Origin of the sequence: Streptomyces sp. STR69 (genome assembly GCF_024519455.1) — a bacterium.
Taxonomy (GTDB): domain Bacteria; phylum Actinomycetota; class Actinomycetes; order Streptomycetales; family Streptomycetaceae; genus Streptomyces.
The window spans coordinates 261,513-278,211 of record NZ_JALJRY010000014.1 but is presented as its reverse complement, the minus strand read 5'-3'; the positions used below and the strand labels follow the sequence as shown (position 1 = coordinate 278,211).

14 protein-coding genes are annotated in these 16,699 nt (G+C 71.1%); 10 read left to right on the top strand and 4 right to left on the bottom strand.

Annotated elements, in window-relative coordinates:
* The 4 genes from OC490_RS26625 to OC490_RS26610 all read left to right on the top strand — a co-directional run.
* Positions 1-348, top strand: a 348-nt coding sequence (locus tag OC490_RS26625; protein WP_262060517.1) for an alpha-glucosidase C-terminal domain-containing protein, incomplete at its 5' end; no start/stop codon positions are given.
* Between the two features lie 28 nt (positions 349-376).
* Entirely contained in the window at positions 377-1,738 is a 1,362-nt protein-coding gene (locus OC490_RS26620) for a maltokinase N-terminal cap-like domain-containing protein (RefSeq protein ID WP_262060516.1), read from the top strand.
* 5 nt (positions 1,739-1,743) lie between these two features.
* The gene (gene glgB / locus OC490_RS26615; RefSeq protein WP_262060515.1) at positions 1,744-3,939 is read left to right on the top strand and encodes a 1,4-alpha-glucan branching enzyme; all 2,196 of its coding nucleotides are present in this window, start codon (positions 1,744-1,746) and stop codon (positions 3,937-3,939) included.
* Positions 3,940-4,115: 176 nt separating this feature from the next.
* Complete coding sequence (locus tag OC490_RS26610; protein WP_262060514.1) at positions 4,116-6,032, top strand: AMP-dependent synthetase/ligase; 1,917 nt, start codon at positions 4,116-4,118, stop codon at positions 6,030-6,032.
* A gap of 14 nt (positions 6,033-6,046) precedes the next feature.
* Here the strand turns inward: OC490_RS26610 and OC490_RS26605 are convergent, their stop codons facing one another.
* On the bottom strand, positions 6,047-6,871 hold the full coding sequence (locus tag OC490_RS26605) for a methyltransferase domain-containing protein (protein ID WP_262060513.1): 825 nt from the start codon (positions 6,869-6,871) through the stop codon (positions 6,047-6,049).
* A gap of 251 nt (positions 6,872-7,122) precedes the next feature.
* Between OC490_RS26605 and OC490_RS26600 the strand changes: the two genes are divergently transcribed.
* The 4 genes from OC490_RS26600 (at position 7,123) to OC490_RS26585 (ending at position 11,705) form a co-directional block, all read left to right on the top strand.
* Positions 7,123-8,499, top strand: a complete 1,377-nt coding sequence (locus tag OC490_RS26600) for an NAD(P)/FAD-dependent oxidoreductase (RefSeq protein ID WP_262060512.1) — start codon at positions 7,123-7,125, stop codon at positions 8,497-8,499.
* A 47-nt stretch (positions 8,500-8,546) separates the two neighbouring features.
* Positions 8,547-10,796 (top strand): FUSC family protein, encoded by a 2,250-nt coding sequence (locus OC490_RS26595; RefSeq protein WP_262060511.1) that lies wholly within the window; start codon positions 8,547-8,549, stop codon positions 10,794-10,796.
* A 28-nt stretch (positions 10,797-10,824) separates the two neighbouring features.
* Positions 10,825-11,004, top strand: a complete 180-nt coding sequence (locus OC490_RS26590) for a hypothetical protein (protein WP_262060510.1) — start codon at positions 10,825-10,827, stop codon at positions 11,002-11,004.
* Positions 11,005-11,255: 251 nt separating this feature from the next.
* Positions 11,256-11,705 carry a cyclic nucleotide-binding domain-containing protein gene (locus tag OC490_RS26585; protein WP_262060509.1) on the top strand — a complete coding sequence of 150 codons (450 nt, stop codon included), beginning with the start codon at positions 11,256-11,258 and terminating at the stop codon, positions 11,703-11,705.
* Positions 11,706-11,713: 8 nt separating this feature from the next.
* On the opposite strand, the gene OC490_RS26580 is transcribed toward OC490_RS26585, so the two are convergent.
* Positions 11,714-13,024: an MFS transporter gene (locus OC490_RS26580; protein WP_262060508.1), complete on the bottom strand. Its 1,311-nt coding sequence runs from the start codon at positions 13,022-13,024 to the stop codon at positions 11,714-11,716.
* Positions 13,025-13,104: 80 nt separating this feature from the next.
* The gene (locus OC490_RS26575) at positions 13,105-13,716 is read right to left on the bottom strand and encodes a LysE/ArgO family amino acid transporter (protein ID WP_262060507.1); all 612 of its coding nucleotides are present in this window, start codon (positions 13,714-13,716) and stop codon (positions 13,105-13,107) included.
* A 69-nt stretch (positions 13,717-13,785) separates the two neighbouring features.
* Between OC490_RS26575 and OC490_RS26570 the strand changes: the two genes are divergently transcribed.
* Positions 13,786-14,685 (top strand): LysR family transcriptional regulator ArgP, encoded by a 900-nt coding sequence (locus OC490_RS26570; protein WP_262060536.1) that lies wholly within the window; start codon positions 13,786-13,788, stop codon positions 14,683-14,685.
* On the opposite strand, the gene OC490_RS26565 is transcribed toward OC490_RS26570, so the two are convergent.
* Complete coding sequence (locus tag OC490_RS26565; RefSeq protein ID WP_262060506.1) at positions 14,651-15,376, bottom strand: TetR/AcrR family transcriptional regulator; 726 nt, start codon at positions 15,374-15,376, stop codon at positions 14,651-14,653. The genes OC490_RS26570 and OC490_RS26565 overlap by 35 nt on opposite strands.
* A gap of 100 nt (positions 15,377-15,476) precedes the next feature.
* On the opposite strand from OC490_RS26565, the gene OC490_RS26560 reads away from it, so the two are divergent.
* On the top strand, positions 15,477-16,697 hold the full coding sequence (locus OC490_RS26560) for a saccharopine dehydrogenase family protein (RefSeq protein WP_262060505.1): 1,221 nt from the start codon (positions 15,477-15,479) through the stop codon (positions 16,695-16,697).
* The last annotated feature ends 2 nt before the right edge of the window (positions 16,698-16,699 follow it).

The window sequence follows — 16,699 nt, the reverse complement described above, 5'->3', positions numbered from 1 at the left end:
CCCTCCTCGCTGCTGCACTGGACCCGCCGCATGATCGAGATCCGCAAGCAGAACCCGGCGTTCGGCCTCGGCACCTACACGGAGCTCCCGTCGACGAACCCGGCGGTGATCGCGTTCCTGCGCGAGTACGAGGACGACCTCGTGCTCTGTGTGCACAACTTCTCGCGGTTCGCGCAGCCCACCATGCTGGATCTGCGGGAGTTCGACGGCCGGCATCCCGTGGAGCTGATCGGCGGGGTGCGTTTCCCCGCGATCGGTGAGCTGCCGTATCTGCTGACGCTCGCGGGGCACGGCTTCTACTGGTTCCGGCTCTCACCAGTCGCTCCCCGCAACGGCCGACGACTTTGAGGATGTGCCCGCGAAAGGACGCGTCACCATGCCGAAGACCGCACCCCTCCGACCGAGCAGCCCTGGTGTCGGCCGTCCTGCGGCCACGCTCGCCGGGCTGCTGCGCGAATGGCTGCCCGGGCAGCGCTGGTTCGCGGGCAAGGACCGGCCGGTGGCCGACCTCGACGTGCTGTCCACCACGGAACTGTTCCCGGGCTGTCTCCATCTGTTGGTCCACGCGTCCCACACGGAGGTTCCCGCGCCGGGTGGCACTCCCCCGCCCGGCGACTGCTACCAACTCCTGCTCGGTGTAAGGGAACATGTCTCGCCGCGGCTCGCCCGGGCCTTCATCGGCCGTGTGCACGAAGGTCCGTTGGCCGGGCTCGCGGTGTACGACGCCCTGCGGGACCCGCGGTCGGCGGAACTGCTGCTGGAGCGGCTGCGGCAGCCCGGTGCGGCGGGTCCCCTGCGCTTCGAGGCGGACCCGTCGATGTCGGTGTCCGCCGGTCTCGCGCCCCGGCTGCTGGACGCCGAGCAGTCCAACTCCTCGCTGGTGTACGGCGACCGGTTCATCCTGAAGGTGTTCCGGCGCATCCAGCCCGGCGTCAACCCGGACCTGGAACTGCCGGGGGCACTGGCGGCACAGGGCTGCACACGCGTGCCCGCTCCGGTGGCGTGGTTCCGGACGACGGAGCCGTGGGCCGCGACGCTCGGTGTGCTCCAGCCGTTCCTGCCGGACGCCTCCGACGGCTGGGCGCTGGCGCTGCGCGCACTCGCCGCCGGCGATCAATTCACCACGGAAGCTCACGAGTTGGGGCAGGCAACCGCCGATGTCCATCTCGCGCTGGCCGCGGCTTTTCCGTCCGAGAGCGCTACGGGAAACGAACACACGGCGACTTCGATGACCGAGCGTCTCGAGGCCGCCGCGCACTCCGTTGCCGCGCTGCGGCCGTTCGTGCCGGGGCTGCGGACCGCGTTCGGCGCGCTGGTGGGCCGTGACGCCGGGCCGCCCGCCCAGCGGATCCACGGTGATCTGCATCTCGGGCAGGTGCTGCGGGCCGGCCGCGACTGGTTCGTCATCGACTTCGAGGGCGAGCCGTCCAAGCCGCTGGCCGAGCGGCGCAGCGCGCAGTCCCCGGTGCGGGACATCGCCGGGATGCTGCGTTCCTTCGACTACGCGGCCCGGCAGCGCCGTCCCTGGCGCCCCGAGTGGGCGCTCCGCTGCCGCGAGGCTTATTGTGCGGGCTACGCGGCCCGGGCCGGCTGGGACCCCCGCACCAAGCATGCTCTGCTGCGCGCCTACGAGACGGACCGCGCGGTCTATGAAGTGCTGTACGAGGCCAGACACCGCCCGGACTGGCTTCCCGTACCCATGGCGGCGATCGAGCGACTCGCCGTCCGAGGAGGCTGAACTCCGTGGCCCTGCGCGACACTTCACCCTCGGAGGCGGGCGGCCCTGCCGTGTACCTTCCCCTGGACCCGGCCGACCGCGAGCGCCTGCTGTCCGGTGCCCATCACGACCCGCACGCGCTGCTCGGCGCGCGCCCGGTCGCGGGTGGGATCGCCTTCCGGGCGCTACGGCCGTACGCCCGGGCCGCGAGTGTCGTGATCGACGGCATGCGCAACCCGCTCGCCTCGGAAGGGGGCGGCCTCTTCTCCGGCGTACTGCCGCTCGACGCGATCCCGGCGTACACGCTGCTGGTGTCGTACGCGGAGGGCGACGAGCGCGAGGTGGACGATCCGTACCGTTTCCTCCCCGCGCTCGGGGATCTCGATCTGCACCTGATCCGGGAGGGGCGCCACGAGGAGTTGTGGAAGGCGCTCGGCGCGGAGCCGATGACTCATGAGGGAGTGTCCGGTACCCGCTTCTCCGTGTGGGCGCCGAACGCCCAAGGGGTGCGTGTCGCCGGGGACTTCAGCTCCTGGGACGGGACGGCCTTCCCGATGCGGTCGCTGGGTTCGTCGGGTGTGTGGGAGCTGTTCCTGCCGGGCGTGGGCGAGGGTGCCCGCTACAAGTTCGAGATCACCTCGCGGCAGGGCGACCGCTTCCTCAAGGCGGACCCGATGGCCCGGCGCACGGAGGTGCCGCCCGCAACGGCGTCCATCGTGACGGCCTCGCACCACGAGTGGGACGACGGCGAGTGGCTGGCCCGGCGGACGGAGACTCCGGTCCATGAAGCGCCGTTGTCCGTGTACGAGGTGCATCTCGCGTCCTGGCGGCCCGGCTTGACGTACCGTCAGCTCGCCGTCGAACTCCCGGCGTACGTCAACGACCTGGGCTTCACCCACGTCGAGTTCATGCCGGTGACCGAGCATCCCTTCGGTGGTTCCTGGGGCTACCAGGTCACCGGCTTCTACGCCCCGACCGCGCGCCTCGGCACCCCCGACGACTTCAAGTTCCTGGTCGACGCCCTGCATCAGGCCGGTATCGGCGTGATCATGGACTGGGTTCCGGCGCACTTCCCCAAGGACGACTGGGCGTTGGCCCGGTTCGACGGGGAGCCGCTGTACGAGCCCGGGGACGCGCGGCGGGCCGAGCATCCGGACTGGGGGACGTACGAGTTCGACCTCGGGCGGACCGAGGTGCGCAACTTCCTGGTGGCGAACGCCGTCTACTGGTGTCAGGAGTTCCACATCGACGGCCTGCGCGTGGACGCGGTCGCCTCGATGCTCTACCTCGACTACTCGCGCGACTCGGGCCAGTGGACCCCGAACGTCCATGGCGGGCGCGACGATCTGGACGCGGTCGCGTTCCTCCAGGAGATGAACGCGACCGTGTACCGGCGGGTGCCCGGTGTCGTGACGATCGCCGAGGAGTCCACCGCCTGGGACGGTGTCACCCGCCCCACCGACACCGGCGGCCTCGGCTTCGGGTTCAAGTGGAACATGGGCTGGATGCACGACTCGCTCGGCTATCTGGCGCACGAGCCCGTCCACCGCAGGTTCCACCACCACGAGATGACCTTCTCGATGGTGTACGCGTACAGCGAGAACTACGTCCTGCCCATCTCCCACGACGAAGTCGTCCACGGGAAGCGGTCGTTGGTGTCGAAGATGCCCGGCGACTGGTGGCAGCAGCGCGCCGACCACCGGGCGTATCTGGGGTTCATGTGGGCCCACCCCGGCAAGCAACTCCTCTTCATGGGGCAGGAGTTCGCCCAGGGCGCCGAGTGGTCCGAATCCCACGGCCCCGACTGGTGGCTCCTCGACCCGGCCTACGACGCCGAGCCCGACCACCGGGGTGTCCAGAACCTCGTCCGCGATCTCAACAGCGTCTACCGCCGCACGCCCGCTCTCTGGCAGCTGGACACCCGGCCCGCCGGCTTCCGGTGGGTGCTGGGCGACGCCGCCGAGGACAACGTCTTCGCGTTCCTGAGGTTCGACGCCGAGGGCGCGCCGCTTCTCGCCGTCAGCAACTTCTCCCCCGTCGTCCGCCACGACTACCGGCTCGGCGTCCCGGACGACATCCCGGCCTGGCGCGAGACGCTCAACACCGACTCCGCCGCTTACGGCGGCAGCGATGTCACCAACCCCGACCCGGTCAAACCGGAGGACGGCCAGATCCGGCTCACCCTCCCGCCCCTGGCGACGGTGTGGCTGACACCGGCGTGAGTCGGCCGTGTCCTCGTACACCCCTCTTTGTCAGGTCGGTTCCGGGCAACCACCAAACTCCGTAAGGCCACTTCCCTGTTCCCCTCACCAATCGCTCACACCTGGGCTACATTCGAGCACCGTCGATAACAGCAATGATCGGCAGAGTCACGCCCCGTACAACCCAGGAGCAGCGCATGCGCGACTTCGCCGTCGCTCCACCCCCCACCTCCGCCCTGACCACCCTGACCGGCGGCCTCGCCGACAGCGTCTTCGAAACCGCGGCCGTCAATCCCACCCTTCCGCTGATCGCACGCCGGACCGACCCTTCCTCCACGGTGTGGGAGGAGGTGACGGCGGTCGAGTTGCGGGACGAAGTCGTCGATGTGGCCAAGGGGTTGATCGCCTCCGGGATCTCGCCGGGCAGCCGGGTCGCGATCATGGCCCGCACCCGTTACGAGTGGACGGTGCTCAGCCACGCCCTGTGGGCCGTCGGCGCCGAGGTGGTGCCGGTCCATCCGACGTCCTCGCGCGAGCAGGTCGAGTGGATCCTGCGGGACGCCAACTGTGTGGCCGTGGTGGTGGAGGACGAGCAGGGCATCATGACGGTCGGCACGGTGTGTGCCGCGCTGCCGCTGCTGCGGCACGTCTGGCAGCTGGACTCCGGGGCGCTGGCCCAACTCGTGGAGCGGGGCACGTACATCCCGCAGACCACGGTGGACTCGCTGCGCCGGATCGTGATGCCGGACTCGACGGCGGTCGTCGCCTACACCTCGGGCACCTCGGGCCGCCCCATGGGCTGCGCGCTGAGCCATCGCAGCCTCGCCAGCCCCTGCGACACCCTGCTCTCGGGCTGGCCGAACACGGCGGCGCCCGCGGGGGAACAGCCGGCCGTGCTGGCCTTCCTGCCCTTCTCCCATGTGTACGGCCTGATGATCCAGGGGCTGTGCACGCGCGGCGGCTGGCTGATGGCGCACGAGCCGGAGATGACCGAGGCCGCGCTGGTGTCGGGGCTGCGCTCCTTCCGGCCCACCTATCTCTACGCCGTGCCGTCGGTCTTCGAGAAGATCTACAAGAACATGTTGCGGACGGCCCAACAGCTGGGCCGCGGCGCGCTGTTCGAGCGGGCCGCGGCGACCGCGCGGGAGTTCGCGACGGCCGAGGAACGGCTGAGACTCGGCCGGGGCTCGGGCCCCGGCCTCGATCTGCGGCTGCAACACGCCGTGTACGAGCGGACGGTGTACCGCAAGCTGCGCGCGGGCCTGGGCGGCCGGGTGGTCGGCGGCACGTCGGGCGGCTCTCCGTTGAACCGTGAACTGTCCCTGTTCTACGCGGGCATCGGCATCATGGTGCACGACGGCTACGGGCTCACGGAGACCGCGGGCGGGATCACCATGCAGCCGGCGGGCCGGGAGAAGATCGGCACTGTCGGGCAGGCGCTGCCGGGCACCGAGATCCGGGTCGCGGAGGACGGCGAGATCCTGGTGCACGGTCCTTCGGTGTTCCAGGGCTACATCAACGACGAGCGGGCGACCCGATCGGCGATGCACGCGGGCTGGCTGGCGACCGGGGACATCGGGCGGCTGGACACCGAGGGGTATCTGACGATCACCGGCCGCAAGAAGGACATCATCATCACCAGCAGCGGCAAGAGCGTCGCGCCTGCCGCCCTGGAGAACCGGCTGCGCATGCATCCCCTGATCCATCAGGCGGTGGTCGTCGGCGACGACCGGCCCTGTGTGGGGGCGCTGCTGACCCTGGACCCGGAGTTCGTGGCGCACTGGCAGGCCGGTCTTGCGATGCAGAGCGACGCGCGGGGCCGGGAGGCGCGTGAGGAGAACGCGCTGCGGGAGGAGATCACCCGGGCCGTGGCAGCCGCCAACAGCCCGGTGGGGCGCGCCGAGTCGATCCGGGTGTTCCGGGTGCTCCCGCAGCCGTTCGACGTCGCGGGCGGGCTGTTGACGCCGTCGATGAAGCTGCGCAGGGACGCGATCGTGCGGAAATACGCGTTCGAGATCGACGCGATGTACCAGGCACGCGCGCGTGCCCCGCGACTGCCGACGGCGGACGAGCAGGTCACGGGGTGGGAGGACGCGGACAACGTGTTCCGGTAAAGCCCGTCCGGGGGTCAGTCCGGGCGGTGGGCGACGACCGCGAACATCGTCACGGACATGTGCAGCGCGCCCTGTTCGGCGGCCTCGGTGAGATCGGCGTAGGCACGGTCGCGCTGGGACTCGGTGAGCGCGCCGCGGCGCACCGCGGACTCGCCCAGCATGCGGATCAGGGGCCAGACGACCGACCGGTGGTCCTGGAGCAGCGCCTGCGAACCCCGGTCGTCGACGACGAACCCGGCCGCGCTGAGCTGGCCGACGAGCCGGCGTCCCGCGTAGGGGTTGGCCGCACCGGTGAGGGCGCCCGAGGTGAGCGCGGCCATGATCTCCGGGTCGCCGGGGTGCAGGATCGTGGTCGCCCAGTCGGTGTCGAGGAGGGCCACGCGCCCGCCGGGGCGCAGCACACGCGCCATCTCGGCGACGGCCTTGTCCGGTTCGGCGAGGTGCTGGAGCACCCGTTCGCACCAGACGACGTCCACGGAGGCGTCCGACACGGGCAGGGACAGCGCGTCGCCGTCCGTGAAGCGGGCCGGGTTGCCGGCCTCGGCGGCGCGTTCCTGGGCGATCGTCCGCAGCCCGGGGTTGGGCTCGACACCGAGCGCCGACCCGCTGTCCCCGACCGCCGCGGCCAGTTCACGGGTCGTGGAGCCGGTACCGGACCCGATGTCGAGGGCGCGCTCGCCGTCACGCGGGGCGAGTGCCTCGTGCGCCCAGGCCCGCAGCCGTCGTACGCCGGGATTGGTTTCCTGTATGTCGAGCGCGGCCACCAGCCGCGTCACGTTGCCGGGGTCGATGTTCTGGGTGCGGAAGCCGGACCCCGGCTCGGGCTGAGTGTGCGACATGGCGTGCACTCTACGGTCCGTAGTGGTCGCCCAAGAGCGGGTAGGGGCCGGTTCGCGTACGCCATTTGTTCATGCGCCCGGGGCGTACGCCGGGCGTCGGCGGGGCATGCTGGTGCCCACGCGTTCGTCTGCCTGCCGCGCTCAGCTGGCGGAACGGCTCCCGGCACGGTGGGATCGATGTTGGTGTGCGAAGCAGCGATCCAGGGGCAGGCGGACGACGTCGAGGCAGACCGCCTGGAGCCGCAGAAGGGATGAACACCGTGACACGACCGAGGATCCTGGTGGTTGGCGCCGGCTTCGCAGGAGTGGAGTGCGTTCGCCGCCTGGAACGGAAACTGAACACCGACGAGGCGGACGTGACGCTGGTGACGCCGTTCTCCTACCAGCTCTATCTTCCCCTGCTGCCCCAGGTCGCCTCCGGCGTTCTGACCCCGCAGTCGATCGCCGTCTCGCTGCGCCGCAGCAAGAAGTACCGCACCCGGATCATCCCGGGCGGTGCCATCGGTGTGGACATCAAGGCCAAGGTCTGTGTGATCCGCACGATCAACGACGAGATCGTCAACGAGCCCTACGACTACATCGTGCTCTCCCCCGGCAGCATCACCCGCACCTTCGACATCCCCGGGCTGACCGATCACGCCTTCGGGATGAAGACCCTCGCCGAGGCCGCCTACATCCGCGACCACGTGATCACGCAGCTCGACCTCGCGGACGCGAGCGACGACCCGGCGGAGAAGGCCTCGCGGCTGCAGTTCGTGGTGGTGGGCGGCGGGTACGCCGGCACCGAGACGGCCGCCTGTCTGCAGAAGCTGACGCACGCCGCGGTCAAGCGCTACCCGCGTATCGACCCGGGGCTGATCAAGTGGCATCTCATCGACATCGCGCCGAAGCTGATGCCCGAGCTGGGCGACAAGCTCGGCAAGAGCGCGCAGAAGATCCTGACCAGGCGCGGTATCGACATCTCGCTGGGTGTCTCCATCGCCAAGGCCGGGCCGGAGGAGGTCACCTTCACCGACGGGCGCGTGGTGCCGACCCGGACGCTGATCTGGACGGCCGGGGTGGTCGCCAGTCCGCTGATCGCCACGCTCGGCGCGGAAACGATTCGGGGGCGGCTCGCGGTCACCGCCGACATGAACCTCCCCGGGCACGACGGGGTGTTCGCGCTCGGCGACTCCGGCGCGGTGCCGGACGAGGCCAAGGGCGGGGACGGTGCGATCTGCCCGCCGACCGCGCAGCACGCGATGCGGCAGGGCAAGGTGGTCGCCGACAACGTGATCGCGACCTTGCGCAACCAGCCGCTGAAGCCGTACGTCCACAAGGACCTCGGGCTCGTCGTGGACCTCGGCGGCAAGGACGCGGTGTCCAAGCCGCTGGGCATCGAACTGCACGGTCTGCCCGCCCAGGTCGCCGCCCGCGGCTATCACTGGGCGGCACTGCGCACGAACGTGGCCAAGGTCCGCGTCGCGACGAACTGGACGCTGAACGCGCTGGCCGGCGACGACTTCGTGCGCACCGGCTTCCAGGCCCGCAAACCGGCCACGCTCAAGGACTTCGAGTACACCGACTCGTATCTCACGCCGGAGCAGCTGCGGGACCGCGTCGAAGGGGCCGGACCCCAGGAGCCGTAGCATCGGTCGTACGGATCTTGGCGTGAACCTGGGGAGAGTACGGCGGCGTGAGGGCAGCGGGACGGGCGGCGTGGGCACGGGTGCGGTATCGCGTCGCGGCGTCCGATCCCGGGCTGCTGCGGCTGACGGCCGGGCTGCGGACGGTGGCCTCGATCGCACTCACGCTGACCGTGCTGTCCCTCCTGCATGCCTCGGTGCCGCATCTGGTGGCCGGGGCGATGTCGGCGATGGTCTCCACGTTCGCGATCCGCGAGAAGCAGCGCGCGCAGCAGGCGGTGACGCTCGCGCTCGGCCTGCCGGTGGCGCTGGCCTCGGTGTCGCTGAGCGCGCTGCTGAACTCGCGGGTGGTCGCCGGTGATGTCTTCTTCGTTCTGCTGATCTTCGGCGCGGTCTACAGCCGCCGCTTCGGCGACCGCGGCACCGCGCTCGGCCTGATCGGCTTCCAGATCTACTTCCTGTCCCTGTTCGTCGGCGCGACCGTCTCCGCGCTGCCCCGGCTGTACGGCGTGATCGGCGTGGCCTTCGTGTGCAGCGCGCTGGTGCGGTTCGCGCTGGTGCCGGAGACGCCCACGGGGACGCTGGACCGGCTGCGGCGGGCGTTCCGGGCGCGGTTCGCCCAACTGGTCACCGCGCAGCTCGCGTTGCTCGACGCCGGTCCCGACGACATGGAGAAGGCCCTCGACGACGTACGGGAAGGAACCGCGCGGCTGCACGAGACGGCGCTGCTGATCCAGGGCCGGCTGGAGGACGGGACCTCCGACGAGGGGGTGGCGCGGCTGGTGCAGCGCAGGATCGCCGACGCGGAGATCGCCGCCGAACGGCTGGGGCTTCTGCTGCTGACCGCGCGCAGCGCCGAGCGGGGCCACACCCTGACCCTGCATCTGCCGGGCGCGCCGGTCCCGTCGGCCGACCGGCTGCCGGCGCGGGACGGGACGACCGACACGCTGCGCCGCGAGTTGGAGGCGCTGCGTCTGCTGGTGCTGCGGCCCGTGGGTGCGGACTCGGGCACCGGGCTGGCCCAGGTGCGCAACCGGCTGCTGGGCTATCGCGAGGAGGAGAACCTGCCGCCGGCCTCGGACGCCGTGCAGGACGTGTTCCGGGGCATCGGTGAGGCCGCGCGGGCGGTGCTGGGGCTGCGGATCGCCGTGGACGGGCCGCAGGACGAGTCCGAGGACACGCCCGCGACGACCCGCTCGCGCGAGGAGCTGGACGCGGAGGACGTCTCCATCGCGAGCAGCGAGGAGGCCGAGCGGGAGGACGCGGAGCGCACGGGGTTGCGGCGACCGACGACGCGCGCCGCCGTGCAGGTGGCGGTGGGGTCGTCGCTGGCGATCCTGGGCGGCGAGTTCCTGTCCAGTCAGCGCTGGTACTGGGCGGTGCTGACCTGCTGGATCGTGTTCCTCAACACCTCGTCCACGGGCGAGATCCTCGTCAAGGGCTACCGGCGACTGCTCGGCACGGTCCTGGGTGTCGTCGCCGGTATCGGTCTGGCGGGCCTGGTCGGGCACCACACGTGGACGGCGTTCGCGCTGGTGCTCCTCTTCATCTTCGCGATGTTCTACACGGCACCGTTGTCGTACACCCTGATGTCCTTCTTCGTCACCGCGATGCTCGGCCTGCTCTACACGCTGCTGCACACCTACAGCGCGTCGGTGCTGGTGCTGCGGGTCGAGGAGACGGCGCTCGGCGCGGCCTGCGGGGTGGTCGCGGCCGCGCTGGTGCTGCCGGTGCACACGGACCGCCGTACGAACGAACTGCTCGGGACCGTGCTGGCGCGGCTCGCGGAGGTCACCGAGGCCGCCGTCGACCAGCTCAGCGGTGGAGCTCCGGCCGAACTCCTCGACAAGGCAAGGGATTTGGACCAGGCGCTGGCCGACATGAGCGCTTCGACGCAGCCGTTGACGCACCCGATCACGCCGTTGCGGGCGCGGCGGGACACGGCGCGGTTCGTCGTCGCGCTCCTGGAGACCTGTGCCTATCACGCGCGGTATCTGGCGGCGACCGCCGAGCTGCTGCCGACGCATCCGTCGATCGCGGCCGATCCCCGGCTGCGGGAGGCGGGGCGCCGGATCGTGCACAACATCGGGGTCATCGGCGCCCATGTCGCCGACGGGGAATCCGTCGGCGACATCGAGACCGGGCCGAGCATCGCGTCCCTGCTGCGGCCCGGCACGCCCGGGACCCCGCGCTACGGCCGGGTCACCGACCGTGTGCTGCGGCATCTGCAGCGCCTCGACGAGGCCGTGGTCGGCCTGGCCCGCCCGCTGGGCGTGCCGATCGCGGAGCCGGCGCGGTGAACTCGGCGTACGGGGGTAGGCGACGTGCATGAGTGATGTCGTGGACTCGGACGAACTGTTGCGGCGCATCCAGCAGGCGCGGGCCTTCGCCGCCCAGCAGGCGCGTACGTGGTCGGAACAGGGCGACCCCGTACGGGAGGTGGCCTACGAGGCCGTGCTGCGGGTGCTGGACGAGATCGTGGCCCCCGGACCGCAAGCCGCGAAGTGAAACCGGTCACGCGACCGGTTCAGGTGGGTACGAAATGCCCGCTGATGGTTTACGGTTCATTCATACGTGGTCACGGAGTCGACCGTACCGTCCTCCGCCGCCACCGCTTAACGGCCCTGGCTGGTCTCCCCCGTCCAGCCAGGGCTTTTTCATGCCCCGATTCCGTCCCCCGAGGTGCCCGGGACGTCGACAGCGGCTGAAATGGGCGTAGGGAGAATTCCGGAACCGCTGCCGGCGAGGAGCCCCGAGCCATGACCAAAGCGATAAAGCTGCTGACCGCCCTGCCCCAGACCCAGCGCGAACGGCTGATGGAGCTCGCCCAGGAGGTCTCGTTCGCCGAGGACTCCAGGATCTTCGAGGCGGGCGGCACGGCCGACCGTTTCTGGGTGATCCGCTCCGGCGCGGTCTCGCTCGACCAGCGGGTGACACCCCAGCAGCGGGTGACCGTGGGCAGTCTCGGCGCGGGCGACCTGCTCGGCTGGTCGTGGCTGTTCCCGCCCTACCGGTGGGACTTCGGCGCGGAGGCGTTCAGTGCCGTGCGGGCCTACGAGTTCGACGCGGCGGCCGTCCTCGCGCTGTGCGTGGAGGATCCGCTGCTCGGGCTCTCCCTGGTCCGGATCGTCGCGGAGATCCTGGCGCACCGGCTGGAGCTGACCCGGGGCAAGCTGATGGAGCACTACACGCTCCACCGGCCGGTCTGAGCGCGCCCTCAGATGCGGTAGCGGCGCAGCGCCGGAACCGTGAAGGCCAGCGTCAGCATGATGACCACGACCAGGATTCCGCCGCCCGCGACGGCCGTGCGGGGGCCGAAGGCCGCGCCCGCCGTGCCGTGCAGGACGTCGGCCAGGCGCGGGCCGCCCGCGACGACGACGGTGAAGACGCCCTGCATACGGCCGCGCATCTCGTCGGTGGCGGCGGACAGCAGGATCGCTCCGCGGAACACCATGGAGACCATGTCGGCGACCCCGGCGGCGGCGAGGAAGACCACGCCGATCCACAGATTGCTGCTCAGCCCGAACCCGGTGATGGCCGCGCCCCAGGCGACAACCGCGCCGATCACCATCCAGCCGTGCCGCCGCGCCCGCGAGAACGCGCCGGAGAACAGTCCGCCGACCACCGCCCCGATCGGGATCGCCGCGAACAGCATGCCGAGCGCGACGCCCTCGTCGTAGGAGGCGTAGGTCTGGGCGGCGAGCTGCGGGAACAGGGCGCGGGGCATGCCGAAGACCATCGCGATGATGTCGGCCAGGAAGGACAGCAGCAGCACCTTGTGGAGCGAGATGTAGCGGAACCCGGCGGCGACCTCGCGCCAGCCCGCGCGGCGGGGTGTGGCGGACTCCAGGGGCGGCAGTGAGGGCAGCCGGACGACCGCCCAGAGCGTGACGCAGAGGGCCAGCGCGTCGATGAGGTACAGCTCGGGCAGGCCGATGACCGGGATGAGGGAGCCCGCGAGGAGCGGTCCGACGACCTGGCCGGTCTGCATCACGGTCGAGCCCAGCGCGTTGGCGGCGGCCAGTTGCCCGGCGGGGACCAGGCGGGCGATGGAGGCGTTGCGGGCGGGCGCGTTGAGGCCCCAGAAGGCCTGCTGCATCGCGAGCAGCAGCATCAGCGCGGCCACCGATTCGAGCCCGGTGACGGCCTGCAGCCAGAACAGCACCGAGGTGACCGCTATGCCGCTGTTGGTGATCAGGAGCAGCTTGCGACGGTCCATGCTGTCGGCGATCGCGCCGCCCCACAGCGCGAACACGATCAGCGGCAGCAGGCCCGCCAGGCTGGCGGCGCCGACCCAGGCGGAGGAGCCGGTGATGTCGTAGATCTGCTTGGGTACGGCGACGGCGGTGAGCTGGCTGCCGACGGCCGTGACGATGGTCGAGGACCACAGTCGGCGGTAGGCCGGGATGCGCAGCGGGCGGGTGTCCATCGCCCAGCGGCGCCAGCCGCGCCGGGGGCCTGTCGCCGGTTCCGCATCCTTCTCGGCCCCGGGTTCGGTACCGCTGTCGGTGCTCTCGCTGGTGTCCACTGGCTTCCTGGTTGCTCGCTACATCTAATCGGCCGGGGTTCACTATCGCAGCACCGGCTGTGGCCGCCGAATCCGCGATCTCACGTTCCGGCGACGAGAGTTGCGCCGAGACCGATCATCGTCGCGGCGACCAGGCCGTCCAGCACCCGCCAGGCCGAGGGCTTGGCGAGGAAGCGGCTGAGCAGCCGGGCGCCGAAGCCGAGCGCGGTGAACCAGCACAGACTGGCGCAGACCGCGCCGAGGCCGAAGGTCCAGCGCAGCGGGCCGCGGTCGGCGGCGATCGAGCCGAGCAGGAAGACGGTGTCCAGGTAGACGTGCGGGTTGAGCCAGGTCATCGCCAGGCAGGTGAGGACGGCCCGGCGGCGCGAGCCGGTCGCCTCGCCCTCGGCGTGCAGGGCGGCGGGGCGGAACACCCGGCGGGCGGCGAGGACGCCGTAGACGAGGAGGAACGCTCCGCCGATGAGCCCGACCGCCTTGAGCGCGCCCGGCCACGCGACCACGATCGCGCCGACCCCGCCGACACCCAGCGCGATGAGGAGGGCGTCGGACAGGGCGCAGATGCCGACCACGGCGAGGACGGCCTCGCGGCGGATGCCCTGGCGCAGGACGAAGGCATTCTGGGCGCCGATGGCGACGATGAGCGAGAGGCCGGTGCCGAATCCCGCGGCGGCGGCGGAGAGTGCGTTGGTCACGCCCTCGACGCTAGGGACACCGGCATCAGGAGTACAGCTAAAGATTCTTACGTAGCATTAGCGCTCGTGATGGTTTCGGAGCTGCCTCTCGATCAGGTGCGGACGCTGCTCGCGGTGGTCGACGAGGGCACGTTCGACGCGGCGGCCACCGCCCTGCATGTGACGCCGTCGGCGGTCAGCCAGCGGGTCAAGGCCCTGGAGCAGCGCACGGGCCGGGTCCTGCTGCTGCGCACCAAACCGGTGCGGACGACCGAGTCCGGCGAGGTGGTCGTGCGGTTCGCCCGCCAACTGGCCCGCCTGGAGCGGGACGCGCGCGCCGAGCTGGGGATGAGCGGGGCCGGGGAGCCGACCCGCGTGTCTGTCGCGGTCAACGCGGACTCCCTCGCCACCTGGTTCCTGGGCGCCCTCACCCGCGTCCCGCGCGACGTGCCGGTCTGCTTCGAACTCCGCCGCGAGGACGAGGACCACACGGCGGCCCTGCTGCGCGAGGGGCTGGTCATGGCGGCGGTGACCTCGTCGGCGGACGCGGTGCCGGGCTGCTCGGTGCGGGCGCTGGGGCGGATGCGCTATCTCCCGGTGGCGAACCCGGAGTTCAGGGAGACATGGCTCGCAGGTCCGTTGCGGGACGCGCTGCCCGAGGCACCGGTGGTGACCTTCGACCGGTTGGACGACTTCCAGGACGCCTTCGTGCGGCGGCTGCGGCACGGGCAGGGCGGGGCGAGTGCGGTACGGCATCTCGTGCCGACCTCGGAGGGCTTCGTGGCCGCTGTCGTCGCCGGTCTGGGGTGGGGCATGGTGCCCGAGATGCAGGCCGCCGATCTGCTGACCGCCGGGCGGCTGGTGAACCTGGCGCCGCAGCGTCCGGTCGACGTACCGCTGTACTGGCAGCAGTGGAAGCTGAATTCACCGGCGCTGGCGGCCGTGGCGACGGCGGTCATGGAGACGGCGGTTGAGATGCTGCGGCGTTAGCCAGGTGGAGGGCGACGCTGTCCAGCAGCATCTCAAGGGCCGTCGGATACGCGCTGTCCACCATGCGGGTCGCCAGGAGGGGAGCCGCCTCGGCGATGCGGGGGTGGGTGGTGCGGGGCAGCCGGGCGTAGGTCGAGCGCCACATCGCCTCGTCGGCGCGCAGAGCCGCGCTCGGCAGGGCCAGGGACGCGGCGTCGAGGGCGGCGAAGGCCAGGGTCTGGTCGATGAACGCGTGGTAGATCCGCACGGTGTCCGGCAGCGGGAGGCCGGCCGTGCGCAGGACGTCGAGCACGGCCTCGTCGGCGGCGAGCTCGTTGGCCCGGCCGGTGACGCGGCTCGCCGTGAGCTGGGCGGCCTGCGGGTGGGCGACGTACGCGGCGTGGATGCGCAGGCCGATCGCGCGCAGGTCGGTCCGCCACTCCCCCGTCGGCTCCCAGCCCCGCAGCGCCTGTCCGACGAGGGCGTCACCGATGGCCAGGGTCAGTTCGTCCATGCCCCGGAAGTAGCGGTAGAGCGTGCTGGGGTCGGCGTCCAGGGCGAGGCCGAGCCGGCGGGCGGTGAGACCGGCGCTGCCGTGTTCGCGAAGCATGCGCAGGGCCGTGTCGACGATCAGTTGCTCGGACAGGACGGTGCCGCTCTTGGTGGGACGGCGTCGCCGCCGTTTCTCCTCGGGCACCACAGGTTTCGGCATCGCGGCCTCCTCGCCTCTCCTTATGCCAACGCCATTGACCTTAACCGCGCCACCGGCGTTGTATCGACGGTGAAATGTCGGCCGTGAAGGAGTTCTTGCCATGCGTGTACTGCTCGTGGGAGCCGGTGGTGTGGGTGGTGCGATCACCCGGATCGCGGCCCGGCGTCCGTTCTTCGACGCGATGGTGGTCGCCGACTACGACCTGTCCCGGGCCGAGGCCGCGGTCGCCGCGCTCGGGGACGAGGGCGCCCGGTTCCGTGCCGAGCGGCTGGACGCGAACGACGAGGAGGCCGTCGTCGCGGCGCTGCGGTCGCACGAGTGCGATGTGCTGCTGAACGCGACCGACCCGCGCTTCGTCCTCCCCCTGTTCCGGGCGGCGCGGGCCGCCGGGGCCGACTACCTCGACATGGCGATGTCGCTGTCCCGGCCGCATCCGGAGCGTCCGTACGGGGAGTGCGGGGTCAAGCTCGGGGACGCGCAGTTCGAGGACACGGCCGAGTGGGAGAAGGCGGGCGCGCTGGCACTGGTCGGGATGGGGGTGGAGCCGGGTCTCTCGGACGTGTTCGCGCGGTACGCCGCCGACGAACTCTTCGACGAGATCGAGGAGATCGGCATCCGCGACGGCGCGAACCTCACCGTCGACGGCTACGACTTCGCGCCCTCCTTCTCCATCTGGACCACGATCGAGGAGTGCCTGAACCCGCCGGTCGTCTACGAGGCCGACCGCGGCTGGTTCACCACGGAACCGTTCAGCGAGCCCGAGGTGTTCGACTTCCCCGAGGGCATCGGCCCGGTGGAGTGCGTGAACGTGGAGCACGAGGAGGTGCTGCTGGTCCCGCGCTGGGTCGACGCGAAGCGGGTCACCTTCAAGTACGGCCTCGGCAATCAGTTCATCGACACGCTGAAGACCCTGCACCTCCTGGGACTGGACCGCACCGAGCCGGTCACCGTGCCGAGTGCCGCGGGAGCAACTGCCGTATCGCCTAGGGATGTTGTCGCTGCCTGCCTGCCCGATCCCGCGACGCTGGGCGACCGTATGCGCGGCAAGACCTGCGCGGGCACCTGGGTGCGCGGCACGAAGGACGGGGCGCCGCGCGAGGTGTACCTCTACCACGTGGTCGACAACCAGTGGTCGATGGCGGAGTACGGCTCCCAGGCCGTGGTGTGGCAGACCGCCATCAACCCGGTGATCGCCCTGGAGCTGCTGGCCACGGGCGCGTGGACCGGCTCGGGCGTGCTGGGCCCGGAGGCGTTCCCGGCCGGCCCGTTCCTTGACCTGCTGACGGCGTACGGCTCGCCGTGGGGTCTGCGGGAGCAGTGACC